Raw genomic sequence first — 25,341 nt, 5'->3', positions numbered from 1 at the left:
TCGTCGCGCCCGTCCCTCTCTCCCGCACGATCCGAAGGAACTCGATGCCCCACTCGTACGACCTGCTCGTCATCGGGGACGCCAACCCCGATGTGATCCTGGGCCCGCTGACCGGCCACCTCGCCTTCGGCCAGCGCGAACAGCTCGTCGGCGCCGGGTCACTGACCCTCGGCGGCTCGGCCGCGATCATGGCGTGCGGGGCCGCGCGCCTGGGCCTGAAGGTGGCCTTCGCCGGGCGTGTGGGCGACGACGACGCGGGCCGCTATCTGCGCGACGCGCTCGCCGCCCGTGGCGTCGACACCCGCGCCCTGCGTCTGGACGCCTCCCGCCCGACGCCGCTCACGGTCGTACTCACCCAGGGCGAGGACCGGGCCATCCTCACCTCTCCTGGCACCCTCACCGCCGTCAGCGGCGACGACGTACCGACCGAACTGCTCGCCGACGCCCGGCACGTCCACGCCGCCTCGTACTTCCTCCAACCCCGCCTCGCCGCCGACCTGCCCCGGCTGCTGCGCACCGCGCGATGGCACGGCGCGAGCACATCCCTGGACACCCAGGACGACCCGTCGGGGCGGTGGGAGCCGACAGCCCTCGATGCCGTCCTCGCCGAGACCGACATCCTGCTGCCCAACGCCCAAGAGGCCCTGCGGTTGGCCGGGCTGCCGTCCGGCACCCCGCAGCAGGCAGCCGAACTCCTCGCCGTGCGCGTCCCGTTGGCCGTCGTCAAGAACGGCGCCGAGGGTGCCCTGTGCCACAACGGCCACACCCTGCTCACCGCGCCGGGCCTCCCCATGGCCCCCGTCGACACCGTCGGCGCCGGAGACAGCTTCGACGCCGGGTTCATCGCCGCCCTCCTCGACGGACGGCCCCCGCACGAGGCACTGCGGTACGCCGTCGCCTGCGGATCCCTGTCCACCCGCGCTCATGGCGGCACCGCGGCCCAGCCCACGCGGGACGAAGTCCTCGCCCACACCACCCCGAGCGGAGCACACGCCTCATGAACCACCCCAAGATCGCCTTCATCGGCGCGGGCAGCGTCGTCTTCACCCAAGGCCTGCTCGCCGACCTCTTCGCCTTCCCCGAACTGAAGGGCGCCCACATCGCCCTGCACGACATCGACCCCGAACGCCTGACCACCGCACAGGCCGCGGCCGACCACATCGCCGACCACCTCGGCGCGCACGCCACCGTCACCAGCCACGCCGACCGCCGAGAGGCCCTGGCAGGCGCGGACTTCGTCATCAACATCGTGCAGGTCGGCATGGGCGAGGCCACCCGCACGGACTTCGAGGTGCCCGCCCGCCACGGGGTGCGCCAGACCATCGGCGACACCCTCGGCATCGGCGGCATCTTCCGTGCGCTGCGCACCTTCCCACTCCTGAAGGCACTCGGCGAGGACATCGCCGAACTGTGCCCCGACGCCTGGCTCCTGAACTACACCAACCCCATGGCCATGAACGTCCAGTACCTCACGCAGGCCACAGGGCTGACCCGGGTGGTGGGCCTGTGCCACTCCGTGTACTGGACCATGCGGGACCTGGCCGAGCTGGTGGACGTCCCGTACGAGGAGATCACCTACCTGGCGGCGGGCGTCAACCACCAGGCGTGGGTGCTGAGGTTCGAGCACCAGGGCAGCGACCTCTACCCCCGGCTCGACGAACTGATCGCCCAGGACGCGCAGTTGCGGCGCCGGGTGCGCGTCGACATGTACCGGCGGCTCGGCCACTACCCCACCGAGACCAGCGAGCACTCCTCCGAGTACGTCCCTTGGTACCTGCACCACGACAGCGAGGTCGAGCGCCTGCGCCTGCCGATCGGCGCCTACCTCGGCATCGTCGACGAGAACGTCGCGGCCTACCACCACACGCGCGACGCCCTGGCCGCCGGTGAACCTCTCACCGTCGAGGGCACCATGGAGTACGCCCCTCAGATCATCCACAGCATCGTGACCGGCACCCCGCGCACCGTCTACGGCAACGTCCCCAACCACGGTCTGATCGACAACCTCCCGGGCCACGGGGTGGTCGAAGTCCCCTGCCTCGTCGACGCCTCCGGCATCCAGCCCACCCGCGCGGGATCACTGCCCCCGCAGCTGGCCGCGCTCAACCGCACCTACCTCAGCATGAACGACCTGGTCGTCCGGGCCGCCGTCGACGACGAGCCACGCCACATCCGGCACGCGGCGATGACCGACCCGGCCACCGCCGCGGCCCTTCCCGTGGAACAGATCTGGCGGCTGTGCGACGCCATGGTCCGCGCCCACGGGGACCGGCTCCAGCCCTCCCTGCGCCGGCTCCTGGGCGACTGAGGAGCCAGTCATCGGCCCGGCAGCCCACCCCTCGCATCCCATGGAATCCCATGGAAACAGAAGGCACCCCCATGTCACTCACCCATCAGGAAATCGACACACAGCCGCAGTGCTGGGAGTACGTACTGAGGCAACTGCCCGAGTACGCAAAGGCGTTGCCCGCCAAGGGCGAGCGCGTCGCCGTGATCGGCTGCGGTACGTCGCTGTTCATGGCCCAGGCCTACGCCCATCTGCGGGAGGACCTGGGGCACGGCCCCACCGACGCGTTCCCCGCATCGGCGGCCCGGCTGCACCGTCCTTACGACCGCGTCCTGGCCCTCACCCGCTCCGGCACCACCACCGAGATCCTCAGCGCCCTCGGGACGGCCCCCTCCTCCACGCGGGTCACCACCGTCACGGCGGTCCCCCGGTCGCCTGCCGCACGCGCCGCCGACGACGTGATCATCCTCGACCACGCCGACGAGCGGTCCGTCGTGCAGACCCGCTATCCGACCACTCAACTGGCTCTGCTACTGGCCCACTTGGGCCACGACCTCGGCCAGGCGCTGGCCGATGTGCCCTTGGCCCTCAGCGCACCGCTGGATCCGCGGCTGCTCGCGGCGGAGCAGATCACCTTCCTCGGCGACGGCTGGCACGCCGGGCTCGCGCACGAGGCGGCGCTCAAGGTGCGGGAAGCGGCGGCGCATTGGACGGAGTCCTACCCGGTGATGGAGTACCGCCACGGCCCCATCGCGGTGGCCGGTCCCAGGCGGGCCGTGTGGAGCCTGTCCCCGCTGCCCGCTGACCTCGCCGCCGCCATCGCGGCCACCGGCGCGCACCTGCGCGGCCCGGAGCTCGATCCGCTCGCGGAACTGGTACTCGCCCAGCGCCTGGCCGTGCGGCTCGCCGAGGACGCGGGACGCGACCCGGACCGGCCGGCGCACCTGACCCGCTCGGTCGTCCTGGCCTGACGGTCGGCCCGGCCTCACCTGCATCCTGCTCCTGACCGTCGAGGTCTCGGCAGACGTACGTAAGATCGACATCGCGTCATATGTCGCCACGGTCTTCGTGACGCGTCGCTCCGGCGGCTCCCTCACCAGCTGCCGCCCCGAACGAAGGTCTTCGATGCACCGCCCGTACCACCCTTACCACCCGTACCGCCTGTACCGCTCGCGCCCGTTCCGCCTGGCCGCCTGCGCCGCCGCCCTGGCCCTGTCCGCCGCCTGCACCACCGCCGACGGCAAGGACGCCCCGGCCACGGACGGGGCGGACTCCGTGCGCGCGCCGAAGGCCGACGCCGTCTTCGACTACCAGCTCGGCGGACCCTACGCCCCGGACGACGCCGTGCAGGCGGTCTCCCGCGACCGCTCCGCCGAGCCGGCCAAGGGCCTGTACAACGTGTGCTACGTCAACGCCTTCCAGACCCAGCCGGGCGACGCCATCACCTGGTGGAAGAAGAAGCACCCCGATCTGCTCCTGAAGGACGACGGCGGCTCCCTGGTGGTCGACGACGACTGGGAGGAGCCGCTCCTGGACATCTCCACGTCCGCCAAGCGCCGGGAGCTGATGGACGTCGTCGGGCCGTGGATCGACGGTTGCGCGAAGTCGGGCTTCGACGCCGTCGAGCCCGACAACCTGGACTCCTACGAGCGCTCCGACGACCTCCTCAAGCCTGAACACGCCGCTGCCTTCGCCAAGTTGCTCGCCGAGCGGGCCCACAGCCGCGGCCTTGCCATCGCCCAGAAGAACACCACCGACCTCCTCCCCGAGCGCGGCCGGATCGGGTTCGACTTCGCCGTCGTCGAGGAGTGCGCGGCGTACAAGGAGTGCGGTGACTTCGCCGATGCCTACGACGACAAGGTCTTCGCCGTCGAGTACACGCGCAAGGACTACGGCAACGCATGCGACGCCTGGGGCTCTCGCCTGTCCATCACACTGCGCGACCGCGACGTCAGCCCCAAGGGCGCGAAGGGATACGTCTTCGCGCAGTGCTGAGGACCCGCACCTGACCGTTTCGCCCTCAGCCCTTCAGCCCTTCAGCTCTTCAGCCCCTCAGCCCCTCAGCCCCTCAGCCCCTCAGCCCTCTTAGTTCTTGACCGCTTCCGCGATCCGCAGGGCCGCCTGGGGCGGTGTGAGATGTGTGGTGTCGATCACCTCGGCCTCCGCGTGCAGCCAGGTGCGGGCCGCCTCCGCGTAGGGCTCCAGGTAGTCGATGCGGAACTGTGAGGGGCCGAGGTCCTTGTCCCCCTCGATGCGCCCCCTGAGTGTGTCCTGGTCGGCGTGGAGGACGAAGTGCCTCACCGGGATGGCGTGTTGGGCGAGACCCGCGCTGATCTCGCGCCAGTACTCCTCGACCAGGACGGTCATGGGCATCACGAGGGTGCCGCCGGTGTAGTCGAGCACGCGACGGGCGGTCTCGACGACCAGTGGCCGCCACGGCGGCCAGTGCTGGAAGTTGCCCGTCCAGGGCAACCCGGGCTTGATGTCCATCAGCGTCTCGCCGACCTTCTCGGCGTCGAACACCCGGGAATCCGGGAGGAGCTGCTGCACGAGCCCACTGGTCGTCGTCTTGCCTGCACCGTGAGTGCCGTTGAGCCATACGATCATGGGTCCCGACGCTAGCGGTGTCCGGGCCGCGGGCAGCGGCCGATCACGTCACAGATCTGGAACAGCGCGGGAGACGGGGTGGCGTGACTCCGCCCCGGCTCCGCCGCCGGTTGCTTAGGCTGGTGGAGGCAGCGCCCCGGCCGTCCGTCGCCCAAGGCCCTGCTCGCCGAAGTGCCGATCCCCGAACCGGGACCGGATCCACCGCACGAGCAGGGAGGCAACGTGCCGCAGCGCGCCACGCCCCTCTCCGCTGCCCGGGACTCGCGGGCCTCGTGGGTCATCGCGCTCGCCTCCGCGGCGTTGCTCTCGCTCGTCACGCTGTTCGTCCCCTCGGCGTCGCTCCCCGACCTGACGCCGCAGCCCCATGCCCCGTCGGCCGCCGCCGAATGGTGCGGCCATCCGCAGGGCCAGCCCGCCCCGCACGCCGCCCTCCTGCACACACCCGCCGTCCGCGGTACGCCTCCTGAGGCATCCCCCTTCCCCCACCCCGGGCTGATCACGGGGACGGCGACCGATCCGGCGTCACACCGCAGCCTCGGCGGACCGGACCAGGCACGCGCGCAGGCCCCGTCCGGCACCCGGCGTTCCGACGGACCGGCCGCGCCCCGTGGCCCTCCGTGTGCTCCGCGCAGCGACATCACCCTCGTCAGCGCCTGACCCGTCCGCGCACCGCGTGCGAGGCGATCGGGCAGCTGCCCCTTCGTCCTGCCGTGGAGCACTCTCATGTCTCAGACCAAGTCCCGCGCGCCCTTGTGGCGTGCGCTGTTCGCACTCGCGGTGATCGCCGCCTCCCTGGCCATCGCCCTCACTCAATCCGCCCGCCTGGGTCTCGACCTGCGGGGCGGCACCCAGATCGTCCTGGAGACCAAGGACTCCCCCGACCGGAAGATCAAGGCAGGGCCCCGGGCCACCGACCGCGCCCTGGAGGTGCTGCGCCAGCGCGTGGACGCGCTCGGTGTGTCCGAGCCGAGCCTGTCCCGCTCGGGCGACCACCGCATCATCGTCGAACTTCCGGGCGTCCAGGACCCACGCGAGGCGGCCGCCGTCATCGGCCGTACCGCCCAGTTGACCGTGCATCCCGTCTCCGGAGTCACCGACCGCGCCCCCGCGGGCGACGGCCGCACCGCCGACGACGGGTCCCGCACGCTCCCCGACCCCGATCAGAAGGGCACCTACCTGCGGCTCGGGGCGTCCGCGTTGACGGGCGACGGGGTGAAGGACGCCGATGCCGCCTTCGACCAGCAAGGGATGGCCGGCTGGACCGTCGGCCTGACCTTCCGGGAGGACGCGAGCGATGACTGGGCCCGCATCACCGGTGCCGCCGCCTGCGCCGCCCAGGGTTCGCCGGAGCGGCGCGTGGCCATCGTCCTCGACGACAAGGTCATCTCCGCACCGGGCATGAACCCCGAAGTGCCGTGCGACACCGGCATCACCGGCGGGGACACGCGCATCACCGGCGGGTTCTCCCACGAGCAGGCCCGGGACCTGGCCGCGCTCGTGAAGGGCGGCGCCCTGCCGGTGCCCGTCGACGTCGTCGAGCAGCGGACGGTCGGCGCGACGCTGGGTGCCGACGCCATCGCCGCGTCGACACAGGCGGCGCTCATCGGCCTCGCGCTGACCGCGCTGTTCATCACGGTCGTCTACCGGCTCCTCGGAGCGCTCGCCACCCTCGCGCTCGCGCTGTACGGACTCATCTCGTACGCGGCTCTCGTCGCCCTGGGGGCCACGCTCACGCTGCCGGGTCTCGCCGGCTTCGTCCTGGCGATCGGCATGGCCGTCGACGCGAACGTGCTCGTCTTCGAGCGGGCCCGTGAGGAGTATCTCGGCGCACGGACGAAGTCGCTCGACAAGCCACTGGCCCGCGGATTCCGCAAGGCGTGGAGCGCGGTCGTCGACTCCAACATCACCACGCTGCTCGCCGCGGGACTGCTGTTCTTCTTCGCCACCGGACCCGTCAAGGGGTTCGGTGTGACGCTGTCCATCGGTGTCGTCGCGTCGATGGTGTCGGCGCTCGTCGTCACCCGTGTACTCGCCGAATTCGCCGTACGACGACGTTCCGTGCGCAAGCGGCCCGGCATCACCGGCATCACCTCGACGGGGCGCGTGCGCGCGTGGCTGGCGCGGCGCGATCCGCAGATCGTGCGGCACCGCAGGCGCTGGCTCGGCGTCAGTGCGCTGCTCGTGGTGGTCGCGATCGCGGGGATCGCCCTGCGCGGTCTCGCCTTCGGTGTGGAGTTCACGGGCGGACGGCTCGTCGAATACTCCACGAGCCGCACGGTCGACGTGGACACGGCCCGGACCGTCGTGGCCGACGCCGGCTTCCCCCGTGCCGTGGTCCAGGAGTCCGGCGACGGTGACATCTCCGTACGCACGGGTGAACTCTCCGACGACGAACAGCACACCATCAAGCGCGCGCTGGAGAAGCCGGGTGGTGACGTCAGTGTCGAGCGCGACGAGATGATCGGCCCGAGCCTCGGTGACGAGCTACGGGTGAAGGCGTTGATCGCGCTGGGGATCGCCGTCGCCGCGCAGCTCATCTATCTGAGCGTGCGGTTCCGGTGGACGTTCGCCGCGGCGGCCGTCAGCGCGATGGTGCACGACGTACTGGTCGTGGTGGGTCTGTTCGCCTGGCTCGGCAAGCCGGTGGACAGCGTCTTCCTCGCCGCGCTGCTCACCGTCATCGGTTACTCGGTCAATGACACCGTCGTCGTCTTCGACCGCGTGCGGGAGGCGCGACGCCGCGATCCCCGCACGGACCTGGAGCGCACCGCGAACAGGGCCGTCCTCCAGACCCTGCCGCGCACGGTCAACACCGGCATGGGGGCGCTCTTCATCCTCGCCGCGCTGACCGTGCTCGGCGGGGACTCGCTCGGCGACTTCTCGCTGGCGCTGATCGCGGGCGTGGTCATCGGCACGGTGTCCACCGTGTTCACCGCGGTGCCGACCGCGGTGACGCTGGAGCGGCGCCGCCCTCCGCGGGAGCCGCGCCGTGATCGCGGGCGGTCCGCCGGGGGCGGGAAGGGCCAGAGCCCTCTCGATGCGCGGCGCGCGGCACGGGAGGACACCGGCGCCGTCGTCTGAGCGCTGTTGAGCACAGTGGTTGCGGGCCTCAGCAAGGCAGCTCACGGAAGGTCCGGGCCGCCGTACTCGCTCATCGCGTCGATGAGCCAGCGCGCGAGGTAGTCGGCGAAGGAGGCCCGCGGGAGCAGGCGATACGTCGGCGCGTCGTCGGTCTGCCAGAGCAGTGCCGCGACGGGGCCCACCGTGGTCGACACCGCTCGGCCCGGACCGAAGGCTCGCGGATGCAGGTCCAGCGGGCAGCCCTTCTCCAGCACCTGCCGGGCGGCCGGACCGGTCAGCTCCAGGGTGGTGCGGTTCGCCGAGACGTCCACCACCGAGCCCGGGTCGCCGCCAAGGGCCTCCCTCAACTCCGCTGTCAGGAGGGCCCCTTCGGCCTGGGAGAGGACGAGCCACTCGTCCGGGCCGAGCCAGAGGACCGTATGTCCTTCGGATGCGCTGGTGTGACCGCACTCGCGCGGGAGCGGCGCCCCCAGGACCTTCCCGATGCGGCCGGCCGCTTCGGTGGCGGGGGCGACCGCTTCGGTGGCGAGGTCGACGCGCAGGTTCACCATGGTGACGTACGGCCGCTCGGTCAGCCGCACACCGCGGGCGCCCGTGACCGCGGCGGTGCGCATCCGCTCTCCCAGATGTGCCAGCGGGCTGCGGCGCAGGCCCGTCAGGCCGGTGGCCTCGGTCGGCTCAGCCATCTCGCTTGGTCCCTTCGGGGTCGTAGAGCACGGAGTCGGCCACCAGGACGGGCACCAGGTCATCGCCCACCGGGGCGATGAGGGTCTCGCCGATCCTGGCCCGCCCGTCGGCGACGAGGGCGAGGGCGAAGGGGCGGCCGAGGGCCGGGCTGTGGTAGCTGGACGTGACGTGGCCGAGCATCGGCACCGGCCCGGACTCGGGGGTCAAGGGCACGCCCTGAGCGATGAGTTGAGTGCCTTCGGGGAGGCGGGTGCTGCGGTCGCTCGGCAGCAGACCGACGAGCTGCTTGCGGTCGGTGCGGGCCGTGTCCGCGCGCGTGTAGGACCGGTTTCCGACGAAGTCCTTCCGCTGCGAGACCACCCAGGACATGCCCGCGTCCTGTGGCGTGACGGTGCCGTCGGTGTCCTGCCCGACGATGATGAAGCCCTTCTCGGCCCGGAGGACGTGCATGGTCTCGGTGCCGTACGGCGTGATGTCGTACGGCCGTCCGGCCTCGTGCACCTGCTCCCAAACCGCGAGGCCGTACCACGCGGAGACGTTGATCTCGTAGGCGAGTTCGCCGGAGAAGGAGATGCGGCAGACGCGGGCCGGGACGCCGGACGCGAGGGTGGTCTCGCGGAAGGCCATGAAGGGGAAGGCGTCGTTCGACAGGTCGATGTCGGGAGCGAGTTCGGCGACGACCTGGCGCGACCGGGGGCCCACGACGGCGATCGTCGACCACTGCTCGGTCACCGAGGTGCAGTGGACGTCGAGTTCGGGCCACTCGGTCTGCAGCCACTCCTCCAGCCAGTCCAGGACGTTCGCGGCGCCACCGGTCGTGGTGGTCATGAAGTAGCGGCCCTCTTCGAGCCGCAGCGTCACGCCGTCGTCGAAGATCATCCCGTCGGGCTTGCACATGACTCCGTACCGGGCCATGCCGGGCTTGAGCTTCTTGAAGGCGTTGGTGTAGATGCGGTTGAGGAACTCCCCCGCGTCCGCGCCCCAGATCTCGATCTTGCCGAGGGTGGAGGCGTCCATGAACGCCACCCCTTCGCGTGCCGCACGGCATTCGCGGGCCACTGCCGCGTCCATGTCCTCGCCAGGACCGGGGTAGTACCACGGGCGCTTCCACTGCCCGACGTCCTCGAACAGTGCCCCGTGGGCCACGTGCCAGGGATGGATGGCGGTCGTGCGCTCCGGATCGAACAGCTCACCGCGCTCGCGCCCTGCCAGGGCGGCGAAGGCCACCGGCGTGTAGGGCGCGCGGTAGGCGGTGGTGCCGATCTCCCCGGGGGACGCGCCCGCGCCGAGCGCCTCGGCGATCACGCCGATGGCGTTGACGCCGGACGTCTTGCCCTGGTCGTTGGCGGTTCCCAGCGAGGTGAAGCGCTTGACGTGCTCGACACCGCGCATGCCGGCGCCGGTGGACCGCCACACGTCGGCGACGGTGACGTCGCGCTGGAGGTCCACGAAGTGGGTGTCCCAGGTGGCGGGGTCCTGGGCGCCGCCGGGAGCGGGGACCAGCCACAGGGCGCGAGTGGCGGGGCGCGCTTCCTCGGAGCGGGCCGCGGGCACCGGGAGAGGGAAACCGGCGTCCGTCGCGGACAGCGCACCGGCCCGCCTTCCTTCGGCCAGCGCGGCGTCGAGACCGTACGTCCCGCGGGCCGCACCGACGACATGCTGGTCGCGCACGGTGCCGTCGGGCACGAAGGCGACCAGGTCCTCGTCCCAGCGCAGGCGGCCCTGGCGCTGGCTGTGCAGGTGCACCACCGGGCTCCAGCCGCCCGATACGGCGAGCAGGTCGCAGTCGAAGGACTCCGGTGCGCCGGTGAGTTGACCGTCTTCGCCGAGGGCCTGGACGGTGACGCCGGAGAGCCGGGCCTCGCCCGCGGTGTCGATCACGGCGCTGCCCAGCAGCACCCGCACGCCCGTCGCGGCCGCGATCTCGGCGGCACGGCGGGAGAGGGCGGGGCGGGCGTCGACGACGGCGGCGATGTCGATCCCGGCGGCATGCAGGTCGGCGACCGTGTCGTAGGCGCTGTCGTTGGTCGTGCTCACCACGGCCCGCGAACCAGGAGCCACGGCATACCGGTTGAGGTACGAGCGCACGGCCGCGGCCAGCATCACTCCGGGCCGGTCGTTGCCCGCGAAGACCAGCGGACGCTCGTGCGCGCCGGTCGCCAGGACCACCTGGCGGGCCCTGATGTGCCACAGCCGTTGGCGCGAGACGCCTTCGGACGGCTCGGGGGTGTCGGCGCCCAGGTGGTCGGTGCGCCGTTGCAGGGCGAGCACGTAGTTGTCGTCGTAGCTGCCGAACGCGGTGGTGCGCGGCAGGAGGACGACTTCGGGGGCGGCTTCGAGTGCCGCGCGGACGTCGGCGACCCAGTCGATGGCGGGCTGTCCGGCGACCGTGTCGGTACGTCCCGAGAGCAGTGAACCGCCGGGCTCGGGCTGGTCGTCGACGAGGATCACGCGGGCGCCGGAGTCGGCGGCAACGGCGGCTGCCGCGAGCCCGGCCGGTCCCGCGCCGACGACCAGGACGTCGGTGTGCACGTACTTCTTGTCGTAGACGGCGGGGTCGGGGTTCGGGTCGAGCCGTCCCATCCCGGAGAGCGTCGTGGCGCACAGGCCGTCGTACAGCTCCACGGCCGTCGCGGGCAACATGCCTTCGGAACATGAACCCCCGAGCTGTACAAGGGCGTTGGGTTCCTCCACTCCCGCGGCGACGATGCCGCGCGGGCGGTCGCGGTAGAGCGAGGGTGCGGCCTGGACGACGCCGTTCGCCAGCATCGCTGATGCGAGGGTGTCGCCGGGGTGGCCGGTCAGCTCCCGTCCGTCGACGGTGAAGTGCAGGACGGTGCCGCGGTCGACACGGCCTCCGCCGCCCCTGAGCCGGAAGTGCTGCTGTTCGGTCATCGTTCTCCTCCGGCGGCCGGTGCGGCGAGGTCGGGACGCGGCTCGTCGGGCCGGTAGGTGGCGAGCACCTCGTAAGTGACCGTGTCCCGCAGGGCGTTGAACCAGCGGCGGCAGCCGTGGCCGTGCATCCAGCGTTCGGCGAAGGGGCCCTTGGGGTTGTCGCGGTAGAAGACGTACTCGGCCCACTGCCGGTCGTCGAGATCCGCGGTGTTCTCCGGGTAGGGGACGTGGGCCTGTCCCCCGTAGTGGTACTCGGTCTCGTCCCGCGGACCGCACCATGGGCAGGTGATCAGCAGCATCGGATCCTCCTCTCAGTGGGCCACGGCTGCGGCGCCGTGTTCGTCGATCAGTGCGCCCGTGGTGAAGCGTTCAAGGGCGAAGGGGGCGCCCAGGGAGTGCGGTTCGCCGGTGGCGATGGTGTGGGCGAAGGTCCAGCCGGCCGCCGGGGTGGCCTTGAAACCGCCTGTTCCCCAGCCGCAGTTGACGTAGAGGTTCTCCACGGGCGTGGCGCCGATGATCGGCGACGCGTCGGGGGTGACGTCGACGATGCCGCCCCAGGTCCGCAGCACGTGCGCGCGGGCGAAGACGGGGAACAGCTCGACGGCGGCGGCCATCTGATGCTCGATCACATGGAAGGAGCCGCGCTGCCCGTAGCCGTTGTACGTGTCGACGCCCGCGCCCATCACCAGCTCACCCTTGTGCGCCTGGGAGACGTAGACGTGCACGTGGTTGGACATCACCACGGTGGGGTGGACCGGTTCGTGCAGTTCGGAGACCAGCGCCTGGAGCGGATGGGACTGCACCGGCAGCCGTATGCCCGCCTTCTCGGCCAGGACGCTGCTGTGCCCGGCGGCCGCGAGCCCGACCCTCCCCGCGTTGATGCGGCCACGGTTGGTCTCGACGCCCACGACCCGGTCGCCGTCCTTGAGGAAGCCGGTGACCTCGCACCCCTGGATGAGGTCCACGCCCATCTCGTCGGCCCTGCGGGCCAGCGCCCAGGCGACGTGGTCGTGCTTGGCTATGCCGGCCCGCGGCTGGAAGGTGCCGCCGAGCACCGGATAGCGGGTGTCGGGCGAGACGTTGAGGATGGGGCAGACCTTGGCGACCTCGTCGGGGTCGAGCCAGTCCGCGTCGACGCCGTTGAGACGGTTGGCGTTGACGCGGCGCACGCTCTCGCGTACGTCCTGGAGCGTGTGCGCGAGGTTGAGCACGCCGCGCTGGCTGAACAGGAAGTCGTAGTCCAGCTCTTCGGGGAGCCGCTCCCACAGCCCGAGGGCGTGTTCGTAGATCGCCGCGCTCTCATCCAGGAGGTAGTTGGAGCGGATGATCGTGGTGTTGCGGGCCATGTTGCCACCGGCCAGCCAGCCCTTCTCCAGGACGGCGACGTTCGTGATGCCGTGGTTCTTGGCGAGGTAGTAGGCGGTGGCCAGGCCGTGGCCTCCCGCGCCGACGATGACGACGTCGTACGACGGGCGGGGGTCGGGGTTGCGCCAGAGGAAGTCGGGGTGCTCCGGCAGCGGCTCGGTGGTCATGCCGCGTCTCCGTTCGGGTCGTTCAAGCCGTGCGGGCCGTGCGGGTCGTCCGGGCCGTGCGGGTCGCTCAGGTGGGGATAGAGGGGGAACGCGCCTGCGAGCTTCTCGACCCGGTCGCGCAGCAGGCCCGCGCGCCCGTCGCCGAACCGCTCGTCCTTCAGCGCCTCGGCGATGACGTCGGCGACCTCACGGAACTCCGTCTCTCCGAAGCCCCGGGTGGCCAGGGCCGGGGTACCGATCCGCAGGCCCGACGAGACCATCGGGGGGCGCGGGTCGAAGGGCACCGCGTTGCGGTTGACGGTGATGCCGACGCGGTGGAGGCGGTCCTCCGCCTGCTGCCCGTCCAGGGCGGAATTGCGCAGGTCGACGAGGACCAGATGGACCTCGGTGCCACCGGTCAGGACCGTGATCCCGGCCTCGGCCACGTCGTCGGCCAGCAGCCGCCCGGCGAGGATGCGGGCACCGTCCAGGGTGCGCTGCTGTCGCTCCCTGAACTCCTCCCCCGCCGCCGCCTTGAAGGCGACCGCCTTGGCCGCGATGACGTGCTCCAGGGGGCCGCCCTGCTGGCCGGGGAAGACCGCGGAGTTGATCTTCTTGGCCAGGCCTGCCCTGCTGAGGATCACCCCGCCGCGCGGCCCGCCGAGGGTCTTGTGCGTGGTGGTCGTCACGACATCCGCGTACGGCACCGGGCTGGGGTGGAGGCCCGCGGCCACGAGTCCGGCGAAGTGCGCCATGTCGACCATCAGGTACGCGCCGACCTCGTCGGCGATCCGCCGGAACGCGGCGAAGTCGAGACGGCGGGAGTAGGCCGACCAACCGGCCACGATCAGCTTCGGCCGGTGCGTCCGGGCGAGCTCCGCCACCTCATCCATGTCGACCCGCAGGTCGGAGGCGCGCACGTGGTACGGAACCACGTTGTAGAGCTTGCCGGAGTAGTTGATGCGCATACCGTGGGTGAGGTGCCCGCCGTGCGCCAGGTCGAGGCCGAGGATCGTGTCACCGGGGTCGAGCAGCGCGAACATCGCGGCAGCGTTGGCCTGGGCGCCCGAGTGGGGCTGCACGTTCGCGGCCTCGGCGCCGAACAGCTCCTTCACCCGGTCGATGGCCAACTGCTCGATGACGTCGACGTGTTCACAGCCGCCGTAGTAGCGGCGGCCCGGATATCCCTCGGCGTACTTGTTGGTCAGTACGGAGCCCTGGGCCTCCATCACGGCGGCCGGGGTGAAGTTCTCCGAGGCGATCATCTCGAGGGTCGACTGCTGACGGTGCAGCTCGGCCCCGACGGCGGCGGCGACCTCCGGGTCGAAGGCGCCGAGCGGGAGGGAGAGGGACGAGGCGACCGTGGTGATCGACGGGTTCGTTGCCATCTGTGCACCATCCTGAGAGCCAGGTAATGGACAACTGATATATCAGCCTGTGCGGTAAGGTATGGGAGCTCGTGCGACAGGTCAAGGGGGCTTTCATGCAGCAGCTGGGCACCGCGCCGAGAGGTGAGGAGCTGTCCCTTGCCGAACGCGCCTACCGGGCGATTCGCGACTGGCTCGTGATGCTGGAGATCCGCCCCGGTGCGCCGATCAACGAGGACCAGCTTGCGCAGTCCCTCGGCGTCGGTCGGACCCCGGTGCGCGAAGCGCTCAAGCGGCTCCAGTACGAGCGCCTGATCACGACGTACCCCCGGCGCGGCACCTTCGCCACCGACGTCAACATCACCGACCTGGCCCACATCTCAGAGGTGCGCCAGGAGTTGGAGCCGCTGGCTGCCGCCCAGGCCGCACGGCGCGCCACGGCCGCGGACCGGGCGGCCCTGACGGCGCTTTGCGAGGAGCTGGACGGCGTGGACTCCGGTGCGCACGACCCGGCCGAGCTGATGCGCCTGGACCTCCAGGTCCACCGCGCCATCTACGCGGCCACGCACAACCCGTACCTGGAGGACACCCTCGTGCGGCACGACAACCTGGCCACCCGCATCTGGTGCCTGTTCATCGACCGGCTGCCCGGCATGACCGGCCACGTCCAGGAGCACGGCCCCCTGCTGCGGGCGATCGTCGCCGGCGACCCCGACAAGGCGGCGCAGCTCACCCGCGGCCACGTCGAGGGCTTCGAGCGGGCCATCCGCGAAGCCATCTGAGGCGCTCCGTCCGACCTCACCTCGGGTCCATGAGGCCGGTGCGCCGCGCATAGTCTTCGAGCGGCTCTGCCGATGCCCACCACGACCGGTAGTAGTCCCGGAAGGAATTCACGGCCTCAGCCGTCTCCAGGCTGTGCCCGCTCATGAAGGATCCGTCCGCGGTCAGCAGCAACAGGACCGCGGTGTCGTCGATGATCGCCATGTTGACCGCGTCGACACCGCTGTGGGTGGTCACGACGCGGGCGTGGTAGTTGGCGAGACCGTGCATCTCTTCGTAGTGCTCGCGCAGCCACAACCGCATGGCGCTCCCGCCGGGTTCCTGAGCGGGAACACCGATGATGCGGTGGAACGAAGCGCCGGGATTGCGCCGGGTCCAGTCCGCCGCTGCCCTGAAGTACTCCTGTGCGGCGGGGGATTGGAAGCTCGGCGGTGCCGTGTTGCGCACGTAGCTCGTGTAGACATGCCGCTCGGCCGTGCGCACCAGACGGACGAACGACAGGAAGAATTCGTCACTGGTGCGGTAGTGCGTGGAGGACGCGGGAGCCTGACGATCACGGATCTCGATGGCGATCGAAAGCAGGACGTACAGGACCGCGTAGATGAGCGGGATCTGCCACTTCACGTCCCACGCGAAGAGGTTCGCGACGATCGACCCGCCCATCACGAACAGGAGAGCGAGCAGCAGCAGCTTCTGCTCGACGGACTGCAAGGTGACCACCCGTCGCACCAGCCCCGCCCCCGCCCCTCGCCCCGTCGCGCCCCGCGCAGCACGCCCGCCGCCAAGCGGGTTGGCACGCGCTTCGTGTCTACCCTTCGCACCGGGTGAGGATGCGGCTCCGAAGCAGCTCGAACCACGCCCTGAACCCCTTTCCGGCCTCTCCGGCCTCTCCGGCCTTTCCGACCGACGGCCGGGTCCTGGGATAGCCTCCCGGCGTGAGCACCGGACAGGACGACCCAGAGGCCGAGAAGTGGCTGGCGGACACCCGGGCGTCCTACGATGCCGACGCCACCAGCTACGCGGACGAGACGCGCAACCTCCTGGCCGAACTGCCGCCCGAGCAGGACGTCATGGCACTCTTCGCCGAGCGGGTGCGGGCACACGGCGGCGGGCCCGTCGCGGACGTGGGGTGCGGCCCCGGGCGGATCACCGCCCACCTGAGGGACCTCGGCGTGGACGCCTTCGGCATCGATCTGTCGCCCCGGATGATCGAGGTGGCGCGGCGTGAGCATCCCGGTGTGCGGTTCGAGGAGGGGTCGATGACTCAACTCGGCCTAGCGGACGGCGCGTTGTCCGCTCTGGTCGCCTGGTACTCGATCATCCACGTCCCCGATGGAGCGATCGGCGCGGTCCTTGCCGGCTTCCGTCGGGTGCTGCGGCCCGGTGGTCTGCTGCTGGTGGGTTTCCACGTCGGCGACCCCTCACCGCCCGAGCCGCAGGAGAACGGCGAGCGCTGGCCGGAGTCCTACGTCCGTCGTCGCGAGCCGAGTCAAGTGGCTGCCTGGATCGAGGAGGCCGGCTTCACCCTCGAGGCGCACCCCACGCTCACGTCGGCCGCGCGCAAGCTCGGCGGCGTGCTGCTGGCGCACCGCTAGGCCGTCGCCCAGCCGCCGGCGGAGTCCCGCGGCAGTCGGTGAGTACCTCGGCTTCGGGGGAAAACCAATGGAACAGCGCCGCTGTGCGCCACTACCGTGCTGCCCGACCAAGTCGTCTGGGCAAGGACGTGCCGTTGTACACCCTGTGAGACCTCCCGAGTGCTGATGCGTCGCGCGTCGCGCATGTGCGCCGCGCTGCTTTTTGCTGCGGACTTCTCACTGAAACCGGTGTACTTCTGTGCTCAACGACTGGGTGGTCATGCCCACCTGCCTTCCGACCGTTCTCCGGCGCTGTCACGCGTGCGCGTCCCAGCGCTTTGGGGCCAACGGAAAGTTTCGCGTCAACGCACACCACAAGCTCATCGACGCCTGGCTCCTCGTGCTCTGTGCCGCGTGCGGGGAAACCGCGAAGCTCACGGTCCTGGAGCGGATGAACGTGCGCTCCGTACGACCTGAGCTGCTGGACCGGCTGCATGACAACGACCCCGGCCTGGCAGCTGAGCTCCTCCAGGATCCGGTCATACGGCGCCGCAATCGCATCGCCCTCGACTGGGACGGCGCGTGGCGTCTCGACACCGGCGGATCGGACCATCTGGACCGCGAGGTGATCGACGTGTCGGTCCGCTTCGCGGCACGGATCCCTGTCCGGCCGGTGCGTGTCATCGCTGAAGGCTGCGGTCTTCCGCGCTCCGAGGTCGAGCGATTGATCGCGGAGGGGAAGGTCGTCTCGGCCGTACGGCTGAGCGGCAAGCTCTCCGGCGGCTTCACCTTCACGCTCAAGCGCTGAGCCCTCTTGCTGACCAGGGCCTGTCCGGCGACACCCGCCGGACAGGCCCTGGTCCGTGCGGCGGGTCGGCGGGCCGCCCGCCGCGGGCGGCCACTCTCAGAGCGGCTCGCCATAACGGGCGGCGAACGCGGCGGCGCGGTCGCGCAGGGAGGTGCGCAGCGACTGCGGGGCCAGGGCTTCCGCGTCCGTACTGAGCTGCCACAGCGCCCATTCGGCGTGACGTGAGTCCTGGTAGGTCACCTCAAGGCGCAGCCATCCGTCCGCGTCGGGGTCTTCCGCGCGGACTGCCAGCGCGGTGTCCAGCAGGTCCTCGCGCCGCGCCGGGTTCACCCGTACCAGCACGGTGAGGTGGTCGCCGCCGGAGAGGAACCGCGCGGAGCGCTCCCGCCAGATCCGGTCCAGATCGACCCGGTTGGGACGCTGTGCCGTTTCGGGGAGCTCCTCGGCGGCCAGCACCCGCGAAAGACGGTAGGTGCGGTCCGCGCCGGCTCTCGTGGCCAGCAGGTAGCCCCGGTCGCGTACGGTGACCAGGCCGATCGGGTCCACCGTGCGCCACTGCGGCGCCTGGCCCGTGGCCGCGTAGTGGATGCGCAGCTTGTGTCCGGCGAGCACCGCGCGCCGGACCTCGAACATGGTGGTGTCCGGCACGTCCTCGGTCACCTGCCGACGTGAGAGCAGGTCGGTCTCCGGGTCGACGAGGAACCGCTGGACCGCGTCGCTCGCGGTCGCGCGGTGGCCTTCGGGCAGCGCGTCGAGCACCTTGCGCATGGCCGAGGCGAGTGCCGAGCCGAGGCCGAACACCTGCTCGCCGCGCCCCGATCCGGCGGCCAGCAGGGCAAGGGCCTCGTCGTGGTTCAGTCCGGTGAGTTCGGTCCGGAAACCGGGCGACAACGCGAACCCGCCGTGCCGCCCGCGTTCGGCGTAGACCGGGACGCCGGCCGAGGACAGCGCCTCGATGTCGCGCAGCACGGTGCGGGTGGATACCTCCAGCTCGCGGGCCAGCGTGTCCGCGGTCAGCAGACCGCGCTGACGGAGCAGAAGCACCAACGAGACCAACCGGTCGGCGCGCATGCGGGAACTTTATCGAAATACATGACCAAGGATGTCGTGATTCGCTGCGAGGCTCCTCAACACGACAACACGACATCGAGGCCGGCGGCCGCCGAGCCGATGGACGTACGAACTCCCCATGAATCGAATGGAGCTGACGTGGCGATCGAACGCACGGCGATCAACCCGGTGACGTGGTCCGCGGGGATGGGATTCCACCAGGGTGAGGTCGTCTCCGGGCAGACCCGGACCCTGTACATCTCGGGTCAGACCGCGATGAGCGGCGACGGCAAGCCCCAGCATGACGGTGACATGGCGGCGCAGTTGGCGCTGAGCATCGACAACCTGGAGGCCGTGCTCGGCGAGGCAGGCATGTCTCTCGCGAACCTCGTCCGCCTCAATGTCCACACGACCGACGTCGATGTGCTCTTCCAGCACTACGGCGTGCTGGCCGGGCGGTTGGGCGCCGCCGGGGTGGCACCGACCACCACGATGCTCGGGGTGACGCGGCTGGCGATCCCCACGCTGATGGTCGAGCTCGAGGGCACCGCCGTAGCGTGATGCGAGCGTGACGCATTGACCCCCACGGCTCCATCACGGTTGCATGCATGTGGCCCTCCGGTGGGGAACTGGAGGACGGGCCAGGTCCTACTTGGGGGGAAAATGAGGGGAAACGCGAACCGGAGCACCACCAGACGTGTGCGGGCCGCCCTGAGCGCGGCGGTCGCGGCCTGCGCGGTGACGGTGGTGCCGCCCGCGGCCGCCTCGGCCGGGACCACGGCCGGGGCGGGCGTCGCGGGGGCCCGCGGAGCCGGTGTCGAGAGGATCAGTGTCGCCACCGACGGCACCCAGGCCGACGACGACTCCGGCGGTGCCTCGATCACGCACGACGGTCGCCGCATCGTCTTCTCGTCGTCGGCGAAGAACCTCACGGCCGACGCCACGACGGGAGGCGTCAGGGTGTTCCTCCGCGACCAGCGGACGAGGCAGACCCAGCGGATGGGGAACCTCGCCCCGCTCCAGCCCCCGGTGATCAGCGGGGACGGGGCATACCTCGGCTATGCGCACCAGTGGATGGACAACGTACGGATTCGCCAGTATCAGGTGAGCACGGGACGCACCGCGTCCCTCGACTGCTCGGCCTACACCTGCGACCAGCCGTCGCTGAGCGCGGACGGCCGCTACACCGCACATGTCATCCGCTCCATCAGGCAACCGTCGTTCGGCCAGCGCATCGAGGTGCAGGACTGGAACAACGGCAGCAGGAACGAGACCGTCGCCGTCCTCGACCACACCCAGCCGTCCCGGCCGTCCATCAGCGGCGACGGCCGCCATGTCGCCTACCAGGACGGCAGGACGAAGGACGTCCTGGTCTGGGACCAGGCCGACGGCACCACCTCCGACCCGATCGAGGGCCCGTCCAAGGAGGCGACACTCGTCCAGCTCAGCGACGACGGCAGCAAGGTCGTCTATCTCTCGGGCTCCGACACCTACGTCCACGACATGAGCTCGGGCACCGCCCAACTGGTGCCGAACGTGCGGGGCGTGGCCATCGATCCCACCGGCCGCTATCTCCTGTACGCCCCGCACGACACGAACGGACCCTCGCTCACCCTGCGCGACCTGCAGACGGGCACCGACGAGACCGTCTCGAACCAGCCCGCATCGGCCGGGACCGACGCGGTCAGCGCCGAGGGGCGTGACGTGGTCTTCCAGTCGACCGCCGACGACATCGTGCCCGGCGACACCAACGGCAAGTCGGACGTCTTCGTCCGCGGCTTCTACTGATCGCCCCGCCCGTCAGGACGAGGGGTTGGTTCGGCGGCTTCCGCGATCGAGGGGAGGATCAGCGCAGCCCGGCGAAGAGGTCGTTCTCGGGCAGGGCAGCGCCGGTGGCGTCCTTGACCCGTACGAAGGTCTCCATGCCCATGAACTCGCCGAACCGCTCCTTGCCCATCTTGAGGAAGAAGATGTTCTCGCCCTGACTGGCGTGCGCGGCCAGCGAATCGAACTTCTGGCCGCTGAACGCGATGGTGTCCACCCACGTGGTGATCTCGTCGTCGGGGAGGCCGATCTCGGCCATCGCGGCGGCTTCGGCGGGATCCGGCTCCGGCATGTCCGGGTGGAACTCGCGCATGATCTCCCCGAACCGCTGCATCCCCGAGCGGGGCATCGTCGTCCAGTACACCTTCGGCGTCAGCGAGGTCATCTCCAGGGCCGCCATCGTGATGCGGTGGGCCTGGATGTGGTCGGGATGGCCGTAGAAGCCGTTCTCGTCATACGTGACGACCACGTCGGGCCGGTAGTGCCGCATGAGTTCCGCGAGCCGGGCGGCGCCCTCCTCCACCGGGGTCTGCCAGAAGGACCCGGGGGCGTCGTTGCTCGGCCAGCCCATCATCCCGGAGTCGGCATAGTCCAGCATCTCCAGATCGCTGATCTTCAGGACGTCACAGCTCTCCTGAAGTTCCTGACGGCGCATCAGGGCGACCGCCGCAGGATCGTGCCCGGGATCGCCCGGCTTGACGCCTCCCGGTCCATCACCGCAACCGCCGTCGGTACAGGTCACGAGAACCGTGCGGATTCCTTCCGCCGCGTACCGCGCGAGGACGCCTCCCGTTCCGGTGGCCTCGTCGTCGGGGTGTGCGTGTACTGCCATGAGCGTCAAGGGCCGGTCAGTCATGAAAAACAGTCCTCCTGCGGAAATACGTCGTGCTTCGAGTGCGCGGCGGGCGTACCGCGCACTTGGGGCCCGAATCCCGGCAGGGGGACGACCTCGCGGCCTCCGTGTTCCCCGCCGTGCGGCGCCGGTCCCTCGGTCGATGCAACAGCGCCGACCGGACCAGCTGTTCCCGACTCGGCCCCCGGCCTTCCAGGCATCGACGCTTCAGCGCGAACGAGGGTGCGTCGCAAGGCTCGGCCGCCCCGCACCGCGCCTCCGACATCGTTGTCGAAGGCGCGGCCCGCGCGGATCTCGGCCCTACGGGATGCGGCAGGTCCAAAGGGAGCGCCGCGCACCGGGGCGTGCGGTCGCCTTACGGCTTGTAGACGGCGTCACTGCCGTACAGCTCCCTGGTGAAGGCGGAGACATCGGCGCTGCGGTCGGAGCCGTCGAGGTTGTACGTCAGAAAGACGCCGTACCCCTCGCTGACGGTGCGGCGGGCGAGGTCGGCGACCGTGCTCTGCGAGGTCCCGCCGATCTCGACGGCCGCCGGCGACAGCTTCGACTTGGGCAGTGCGATGCCGGGGACCTGCCAGGAGCCGTAGTACGGGTTCCAGGCGTAGTCGAACTTGGACGAGACGTCGACACCGCCGTAGGAGAGGCGCGACGCGGCCGGGCCGATGTTGTAGAGACTGATGATCTTGTCCGGCATGTTCGCGCGCAGCGCCGTCACCAGGTGCACGAACGAGCTGGCGTTGGGCTGGCCGGTGCCGTTGTTCCCGTACTCGGCGTACTCGTCGTCGAAGTCGATGCCGTCGAGACCGTACTTGGTCACGGTGTCCGACATCTGCTTCGCGAACCCCGAAGCCGCCTGCTGGGACGGGAAGTTGGCGAAGCCCGCGCCCTGGTGGTTGCCGAGCACCGAGAGGACGACCTTGATGCCCTTCTCCTGCAACGGCCGTATCTGTGTGTCGGCGTTGTCGAGGACTCGCTGCACGTTCTCGTTGAAGTGCAGATACGCCTCCTTCTTGCCCGTGTCGTAGTTGATGTTCGCCGCGAAGATCACGGCGACGTCGAAGACGTTGTCGCCGCCGTTGGCGAGGGTGTACTTGCCGACGTTCAGCATGCTGTTGTTGTTCACCTCGACGTACGCCACCGAGGTCGGCCCCTGTTTCGCGGAAGCGGGCGCAGGGGCGGGAGCGGGGGCGGGGGCCGCTGCCGCGCCGGCCGTGGCGGTCGTGCCGAAGGCGAGGGCAGCGACGGCCGAGAGCGCGAGCGCGGCCGTCCGTGCTCTGCTCCGTACCAGAGTGAACATCGTTGATCGGTCTCCCATCACATGGGTCGGCGCCCGACCTGTTCGAAAGCGCCGAGTGAGCCTCAGAGTTTTCCTCTCCCGTGACCGAATCCCAAGAATCATGCGCAAACTCTTTACGACTCCTGCGCACATCGCGTCACAGCACCGGCCGGTTGAGGAGCACCTTCACTGCCGGGCGAAGGGCCCGTCGAGGGCCGCCCATTGCAGGAGCAGGATGGTCTTGCCGTCGGTGATGCGTCCGTCGCGGGCCATGGTCAGGGCCTCGGTGAAGGGCAGTTCGAGGACCTCGATGTCCTCGCCGTCTTCTTCGAGTCCTCCGCCGGTGCCGGTCCGGTCGGCCGGGGTGTAGGGGGCGGCGAAGAAGTGGAGGCGCTCGGTGACGGAGCCCGGGCTCATGTAGGCGTCGGTGATGTGGGTGAGCGGGCCGAGTGTGACGCCGAGTTCCTCGGCGCTCTCGCGGCGGATCGCGGTGTGCGGGTCGTCCGCGTCGAGCAGTCCCGCGGCGGCCTCGATGAGCATGCCGTCGGGGTGGTCGTTCACGTAGGCCGGGTAGCGGAACTGGCGGGTGAGCAGGACACAGCCGCGTGCGGTGTCGTAGGGCAGGACGACGGCGCCGTTGCCGCGGTCGTAGGTCTCGCGTTGCTGGGTCTCCCATCGTCCGTCGCTGCGCCGGTAGTCGAAGGTGGTGCGGCGCAGGACGTGCCAGCCCCGGGAGGTGAGCTCGACATCACGCACCCGGACGTCGGGGTTGCGGTCCAGGCCGCGTCCTGCCCGGTCGAGACCGGTGCGACCTCGGTGGTCGGGGGCGTCGATGCCAGGACGGCTCGTCACGCGGTCCCCTGCGGGGCGTGGCGCGGGATCTCGGCGACGTCGTGGAGGTTGGCGGCCATGGCCTGCGGGTCGCCGTTGGTACCGGAGCGGTAGGGCCCGGCGATCAGGATGAGCATGGGCTTGTCGGTCATGAAGGGCTACGATACATGCAGAAACGTGCAAGAACAGGAGAGAGTGTGCATGCTGGCTGCTGAACGACGCGACCACCTGCTCGATCTGCTCGCCCGCGAGGGCAAGATCGTCGCCAAGAACGTCGCCACCGAACTGGGCATCTCCGAGGACAGCGTGCGCCGCGACCTGCGCGATCTCGCCGCCGAGGGACTGTGTCAGCGGGTCTATGGCGGCGCGCTGCCCGTGTCGCCGGCGGTGGTGGACTACGCGGCGCGCCAGGGCGTGGCCACGGACGGCAAACAGAAGGTCGCTTCGGTGGCCGCGGGGCTGGTCCGGCCGGGCGGCACGCTGATCCTCGACGGCGGCACCACCGCCCTCGCGGTGGCCCACGCGCTCCCGCGGAACCTCGCCTGCACCGTGATCACCCACAGCCCGACGATCGCCGCGGCCCTGCTCGACCATCCGCAGGCCGAACTCTTCCTGCTCGGGGGGCGCGTCTTCAAGCATTCCGCGGTCGCCTGCGGTGCCGCCGCGGTCGAGGCCGCGCAGAACGTCTCCGCCGACCTCTGCCTGCTCGGTGTCACCGGCGTGCACCCCGAGGCGGGGCTGACCACCGCGGACGCCGAGGAGGCGGCGATGAAGCGCGCCCTGTCCGCGCGGGCCGCGGACACCTACGTCCTCGCCTCCTCCGAAAAGATCGGCACGGCCTCGCAGTTCCGTGTCCTGCCCTGGGAGAAGGTCAGCGGTCTGATCACCGACGCCGATCCCCATGGCACGGTCATCGAGCAGCTCAAGGCGCTCGGCGTGGAGGTCCTAGGGGGTGGCGCGCAGGAGGACGAGTGATCCGTCGTAGGTCGGGCGGTTGCGCAGGTGGCCGAAGGCTTCGTCCCAGGCACCTGAGCCCAGGGCGCGGCGCAGGGAGGTGTCGAAGTCCTGGCGGGCGCGGTCGTCGATGAAGCTCCAGGCCGAACAGGCCTGGCGGACGGCGGGGTTCAGGAGGAGTTCGGGGCGGCCGTAGTACGCCTCGTTGAAGCCGTCGGTGCAGTCCAGCGGTACGGGAACGGGCTCGACCGCGGTGGTTCCGCCGAGCGCGGTCGTGAGCCGGTCGAGGGACGGGTAGCGCCGGGCTTCGGCCTCCAGGACGTCGGGGGCGTATTCGTAGAGCCAGAAGTCGCGTACGCGTGCGGGGTCGCAGGTCAGTACGGCGACGGGGCCACGGGTGACCCGGCGCATCTCGCGCAGCCCGGCCTCGACGTCGGACCACTGGTGGACGCTGAAGAGGGTCATCGCGGCGTCGAACTGCCCGTCGGCGAAGGGGAGGTCTTCGGCGACGGCGTCGATGGCGGTGGCGAGCCGGGCGGGACGCCGGGCTCGCATCGCCAAGGAAGGTTCGACCGCGGTGATCGCGTGCGCCGCGATCTCGTACGATCCGGTGCCCGCACCGACGTTGAGGACGGTGCGCGCGCCCCCGAGGGCCTGGGCGATGACGTGGGCGATGCGCTCGTCGGGGCGGCGGAAGGCGGTGTACGCGGGGCCGACGCCCCCGTGGCCGACGCCCGCGTGGTCGACGCCCGCGTGGTCGACGTCACCGGCGCTGCCGTCGTAGGTGCGCATGACCATGGGGGACCTCGCCTTTCGGGCCTGGCCGGAGCTGCCGTATCCGCGCCCCGATCAACGGATTCCATCTTGCATCTGCGGCACGCAAACTCATAGCCGCCTGGCTAATGCTTGGCAGATCGACCAAAGAGTGCTGCATGTGCGTCGCTGCGCTTGGAGGT

24 protein-coding genes and 1 pseudogene are annotated in these 25,341 nt (G+C 70.6%); 12 read left to right on the top strand and 13 right to left on the bottom strand.

The window, feature by feature from the left end:
• Window positions 1-44 precede the first annotated feature (44 nt).
• The 4 genes from M4V62_RS38295 (at window position 45) to M4V62_RS38280 (ending at window position 4,282) form a co-directional block, all read left to right on the top strand.
• Complete coding sequence (locus tag M4V62_RS38295; protein ID WP_249591786.1) at window positions 45-1,001, top strand: carbohydrate kinase family protein; 957 nt, start codon at window positions 45-47, stop codon at window positions 999-1,001.
• Window positions 998-2,308: an alpha-glucosidase/alpha-galactosidase gene (gene melA, locus M4V62_RS38290; protein ID WP_249591785.1), complete on the top strand. Its 1,311-nt coding sequence runs from the start codon at window positions 998-1,000 to the stop codon at window positions 2,306-2,308. The genes M4V62_RS38295 and melA overlap by 4 nt, the downstream gene beginning before the upstream one ends.
• A 71-nt stretch (window positions 2,309-2,379) precedes the next feature.
• On the top strand, window positions 2,380-3,258 hold the full coding sequence (locus M4V62_RS38285; RefSeq protein ID WP_249591784.1) for an SIS domain-containing protein: 879 nt from the start codon (window positions 2,380-2,382) through the stop codon (window positions 3,256-3,258).
• A gap of 154 nt (window positions 3,259-3,412) precedes the next feature.
• Window positions 3,413-4,282 (top strand): endo alpha-1,4 polygalactosaminidase, encoded by an 870-nt coding sequence (locus M4V62_RS38280; protein ID WP_249591783.1) that lies wholly within the window; start codon window positions 3,413-3,415, stop codon window positions 4,280-4,282.
• Between the two features lie 90 nt (window positions 4,283-4,372).
• Here M4V62_RS38280 and M4V62_RS38275 read toward each other — a convergent pair whose 3' ends face one another.
• Window positions 4,373-4,894, bottom strand: a complete 522-nt coding sequence (locus M4V62_RS38275; RefSeq protein WP_249591782.1) for a P-loop nucleotide/nucleoside kinase family protein — start codon at window positions 4,892-4,894, stop codon at window positions 4,373-4,375.
• Window positions 4,895-5,116: 222 nt separating this feature from the next.
• On the opposite strand from M4V62_RS38275, the gene M4V62_RS38270 reads away from it, so the two are divergent.
• Both M4V62_RS38270 and secD read left to right on the top strand, forming a co-directional pair.
• Entirely contained in the window at window positions 5,117-5,551 is a 435-nt protein-coding gene (locus M4V62_RS38270) for a hypothetical protein (protein ID WP_249591781.1), read from the top strand.
• Window positions 5,552-5,617: 66 nt separating this feature from the next.
• Entirely contained in the window at window positions 5,618-7,975 is a 2,358-nt protein-coding gene (gene secD, locus M4V62_RS38265; protein ID WP_249591780.1) for a protein translocase subunit SecD, read from the top strand.
• Window positions 7,976-8,016: 41 nt separating this feature from the next.
• Here the strand turns inward: secD and M4V62_RS38260 are convergent, their stop codons facing one another.
• From M4V62_RS38260 to glyA, 5 genes are read right to left on the bottom strand one after another with little or no spacing between them, the layout of a single operon-like run.
• Window positions 8,017-8,661, bottom strand: coding sequence for a sarcosine oxidase subunit gamma (locus M4V62_RS38260; RefSeq protein WP_249591779.1), 645 nt, complete (start codon window positions 8,659-8,661; stop codon window positions 8,017-8,019).
• A complete protein-coding gene (locus M4V62_RS38255; protein ID WP_249591778.1) occupies window positions 8,654-11,557 on the bottom strand; it encodes a sarcosine oxidase subunit alpha family protein in 2,904 nt (967 codons plus the stop codon). The genes M4V62_RS38260 and M4V62_RS38255 overlap by 8 nt, the downstream gene beginning before the upstream one ends.
• The gene (locus tag M4V62_RS38250; protein WP_249591777.1) at window positions 11,554-11,856 is read right to left on the bottom strand and encodes a sarcosine oxidase subunit delta; all 303 of its coding nucleotides are present in this window, start codon (window positions 11,854-11,856) and stop codon (window positions 11,554-11,556) included. Before M4V62_RS38250 ends, M4V62_RS38255 begins: the two co-directional genes overlap by 4 nt.
• 12 nt (window positions 11,857-11,868) lie before the next feature.
• Window positions 11,869-13,089, bottom strand: coding sequence for a sarcosine oxidase subunit beta family protein (locus M4V62_RS38245; protein WP_249591776.1), 1,221 nt, complete (start codon window positions 13,087-13,089; stop codon window positions 11,869-11,871).
• Complete coding sequence (gene glyA, locus M4V62_RS38240; protein WP_249591775.1) at window positions 13,086-14,456, bottom strand: serine hydroxymethyltransferase; 1,371 nt, start codon at window positions 14,454-14,456, stop codon at window positions 13,086-13,088. The genes M4V62_RS38245 and glyA overlap by 4 nt, the downstream gene beginning before the upstream one ends.
• A gap of 95 nt (window positions 14,457-14,551) precedes the next feature.
• On the opposite strand from glyA, the gene M4V62_RS38235 reads away from it, so the two are divergent.
• Entirely contained in the window at window positions 14,552-15,217 is a 666-nt protein-coding gene (locus M4V62_RS38235; RefSeq protein WP_249591774.1) for a GntR family transcriptional regulator, read from the top strand.
• 16 nt (window positions 15,218-15,233) lie between these two features.
• Here the strand turns inward: M4V62_RS38235 and M4V62_RS38230 are convergent, their stop codons facing one another.
• Window positions 15,234-15,935 carry a hypothetical protein gene (locus tag M4V62_RS38230; protein WP_249591773.1) on the bottom strand — a complete coding sequence of 234 codons (702 nt, stop codon included), beginning with the start codon at window positions 15,933-15,935 and terminating at the stop codon, window positions 15,234-15,236.
• Between the two features lie 215 nt (window positions 15,936-16,150).
• Here M4V62_RS38230 and M4V62_RS38225 point away from each other — a divergent pair, with 215 nt between their 5' ends.
• Both M4V62_RS38225 and M4V62_RS38220 read left to right on the top strand, forming a co-directional pair.
• A complete protein-coding gene (locus M4V62_RS38225) occupies window positions 16,151-16,810 on the top strand; it encodes a class I SAM-dependent DNA methyltransferase (protein WP_249591772.1) in 660 nt (219 codons plus the stop codon).
• Between the two features lie 238 nt (window positions 16,811-17,048).
• Window positions 17,049-17,597, top strand: a complete 549-nt coding sequence (locus M4V62_RS38220) for a DUF1062 domain-containing protein (RefSeq protein ID WP_249591771.1) — start codon at window positions 17,049-17,051, stop codon at window positions 17,595-17,597.
• 96 nt (window positions 17,598-17,693) lie between these two features.
• Here M4V62_RS38220 and M4V62_RS38215 read toward each other — a convergent pair whose 3' ends face one another.
• Entirely contained in the window at window positions 17,694-18,668 is a 975-nt protein-coding gene (locus M4V62_RS38215; protein ID WP_249591770.1) for a helix-turn-helix transcriptional regulator, read from the bottom strand.
• A 144-nt stretch (window positions 18,669-18,812) separates the two neighbouring features.
• Here M4V62_RS38215 and M4V62_RS38210 point away from each other — a divergent pair, with 144 nt between their 5' ends.
• Both M4V62_RS38210 and M4V62_RS38205 read left to right on the top strand, forming a co-directional pair.
• Window positions 18,813-19,208 carry a RidA family protein gene (locus M4V62_RS38210; protein ID WP_249593181.1) on the top strand — a complete coding sequence of 132 codons (396 nt, stop codon included), beginning with the start codon at window positions 18,813-18,815 and terminating at the stop codon, window positions 19,206-19,208.
• 138 nt (window positions 19,209-19,346) lie between these two features.
• Window positions 19,347-20,435 carry a WD40 repeat domain-containing protein gene (locus M4V62_RS38205; RefSeq protein WP_249591769.1) on the top strand — a complete coding sequence of 363 codons (1,089 nt, stop codon included), beginning with the start codon at window positions 19,347-19,349 and terminating at the stop codon, window positions 20,433-20,435.
• A gap of 58 nt (window positions 20,436-20,493) precedes the next feature.
• Here M4V62_RS38205 and M4V62_RS38200 read toward each other — a convergent pair whose 3' ends face one another.
• The 4 genes and pseudogenes from M4V62_RS38200 to M4V62_RS38185 all read right to left on the bottom strand — a co-directional run.
• Window positions 20,494-21,327 carry a PIG-L family deacetylase gene (locus tag M4V62_RS38200; protein WP_249591768.1) on the bottom strand — a complete coding sequence of 278 codons (834 nt, stop codon included), beginning with the start codon at window positions 21,325-21,327 and terminating at the stop codon, window positions 20,494-20,496.
• 352 nt (window positions 21,328-21,679) lie between these two features.
• Window positions 21,680-22,621: an endo-beta-N-acetylglucosaminidase H gene (locus M4V62_RS38195; protein ID WP_249591767.1), complete on the bottom strand. Its 942-nt coding sequence runs from the start codon at window positions 22,619-22,621 to the stop codon at window positions 21,680-21,682.
• Between the two features lie 165 nt (window positions 22,622-22,786).
• A complete protein-coding gene (locus M4V62_RS38190) occupies window positions 22,787-23,452 on the bottom strand; it encodes an NUDIX domain-containing protein (RefSeq protein ID WP_249591766.1) in 666 nt (221 codons plus the stop codon).
• A 44-nt stretch (window positions 23,453-23,496) separates the two neighbouring features.
• Window positions 23,497-23,583 (bottom strand): annotated as a pseudogene (locus M4V62_RS38185) (DUF4406 domain-containing protein); the annotation flags it as partial.
• A 49-nt stretch (window positions 23,584-23,632) separates the two neighbouring features.
• Between M4V62_RS38185 and M4V62_RS38180 the strand changes: the two are divergent.
• A complete protein-coding gene (locus M4V62_RS38180) occupies window positions 23,633-24,406 on the top strand; it encodes a DeoR/GlpR family DNA-binding transcription regulator (protein WP_249591765.1) in 774 nt (257 codons plus the stop codon).
• Here the strand turns inward: M4V62_RS38180 and M4V62_RS38175 are convergent.
• Window positions 24,377-25,183 (bottom strand): class I SAM-dependent methyltransferase, encoded by an 807-nt coding sequence (locus M4V62_RS38175; protein WP_249591764.1) that lies wholly within the window; start codon window positions 25,181-25,183, stop codon window positions 24,377-24,379. The genes M4V62_RS38180 and M4V62_RS38175 overlap by 30 nt on opposite strands.
• Between the last annotated feature and the right edge of the window lie 158 nt (window positions 25,184-25,341).

The organism is Streptomyces durmitorensis (genome assembly GCF_023498005.1).
Lineage (GTDB): Bacteria > Actinomycetota > Actinomycetes > Streptomycetales > Streptomycetaceae > Streptomyces > Streptomyces durmitorensis.
The sequence above is the reverse complement of the archived record's forward strand: the minus strand, read 5'-3'. Positions and strand labels throughout refer to the sequence as shown.

Excerpts from the sequence above, each read along its gene's own strand:
- M4V62_RS38235 (WP_249591774.1), top strand. The coding sequence starts at position 14,552 with ATGCAGCAGCTGGGCACCGCGCCGAGAGGTGAGGAGCTGTCCCTTGCC.
- M4V62_RS38195 (WP_249591767.1), bottom strand. The coding sequence starts at position 22,621 with ATGTTCACTCTGGTACGGAGCAGAGCACGGACGGCCGCGCTCGCGCTC.
- M4V62_RS38200 (WP_249591768.1), bottom strand. The coding sequence starts at position 21,327 with ATGACTGACCGGCCCTTGACGCTCATGGCAGTACACGCACACCCCGAC.
- M4V62_RS38245 (WP_249591776.1), bottom strand. The coding sequence starts at position 13,089 with ATGACCACCGAGCCGCTGCCGGAGCACCCCGACTTCCTCTGGCGCAAC.
- M4V62_RS38285 (WP_249591784.1), top strand. The coding sequence starts at position 2,380 with ATGTCACTCACCCATCAGGAAATCGACACACAGCCGCAGTGCTGGGAG.
- M4V62_RS38180 (WP_249591765.1), top strand. The coding sequence starts at position 23,633 with ATGCTGGCTGCTGAACGACGCGACCACCTGCTCGATCTGCTCGCCCGC.
- M4V62_RS38275 (WP_249591782.1), bottom strand. The coding sequence starts at position 4,894 with ATGATCGTATGGCTCAACGGCACTCACGGTGCAGGCAAGACGACGACC.
- M4V62_RS38215 (WP_249591770.1), bottom strand. The coding sequence starts at position 18,668 with ATGCGCGCCGACCGGTTGGTCTCGTTGGTGCTTCTGCTCCGTCAGCGC.
- M4V62_RS38250 (WP_249591777.1), bottom strand. The coding sequence starts at position 11,856 with ATGCTGCTGATCACCTGCCCATGGTGCGGTCCGCGGGACGAGACCGAG.
- M4V62_RS38280 (WP_249591783.1), top strand. The coding sequence starts at position 3,413 with ATGCACCGCCCGTACCACCCTTACCACCCGTACCGCCTGTACCGCTCG.
- M4V62_RS38295 (WP_249591786.1), top strand. The coding sequence starts at position 45 with ATGCCCCACTCGTACGACCTGCTCGTCATCGGGGACGCCAACCCCGAT.
- M4V62_RS38260 (WP_249591779.1), bottom strand. The coding sequence starts at position 8,661 with ATGGCTGAGCCGACCGAGGCCACCGGCCTGACGGGCCTGCGCCGCAGC.
- melA (WP_249591785.1), top strand. The coding sequence starts at position 998 with ATGAACCACCCCAAGATCGCCTTCATCGGCGCGGGCAGCGTCGTCTTC.
- M4V62_RS38175 (WP_249591764.1), bottom strand. The coding sequence starts at position 25,183 with ATGGTCATGCGCACCTACGACGGCAGCGCCGGTGACGTCGACCACGCG.
- M4V62_RS38255 (WP_249591778.1), bottom strand. The coding sequence starts at position 11,557 with ATGACCGAACAGCAGCACTTCCGGCTCAGGGGCGGCGGAGGCCGTGTC.
- glyA (WP_249591775.1), bottom strand. The coding sequence starts at position 14,456 with ATGGCAACGAACCCGTCGATCACCACGGTCGCCTCGTCCCTCTCCCTC.
- secD (WP_249591780.1), top strand. The coding sequence starts at position 5,618 with ATGTCTCAGACCAAGTCCCGCGCGCCCTTGTGGCGTGCGCTGTTCGCA.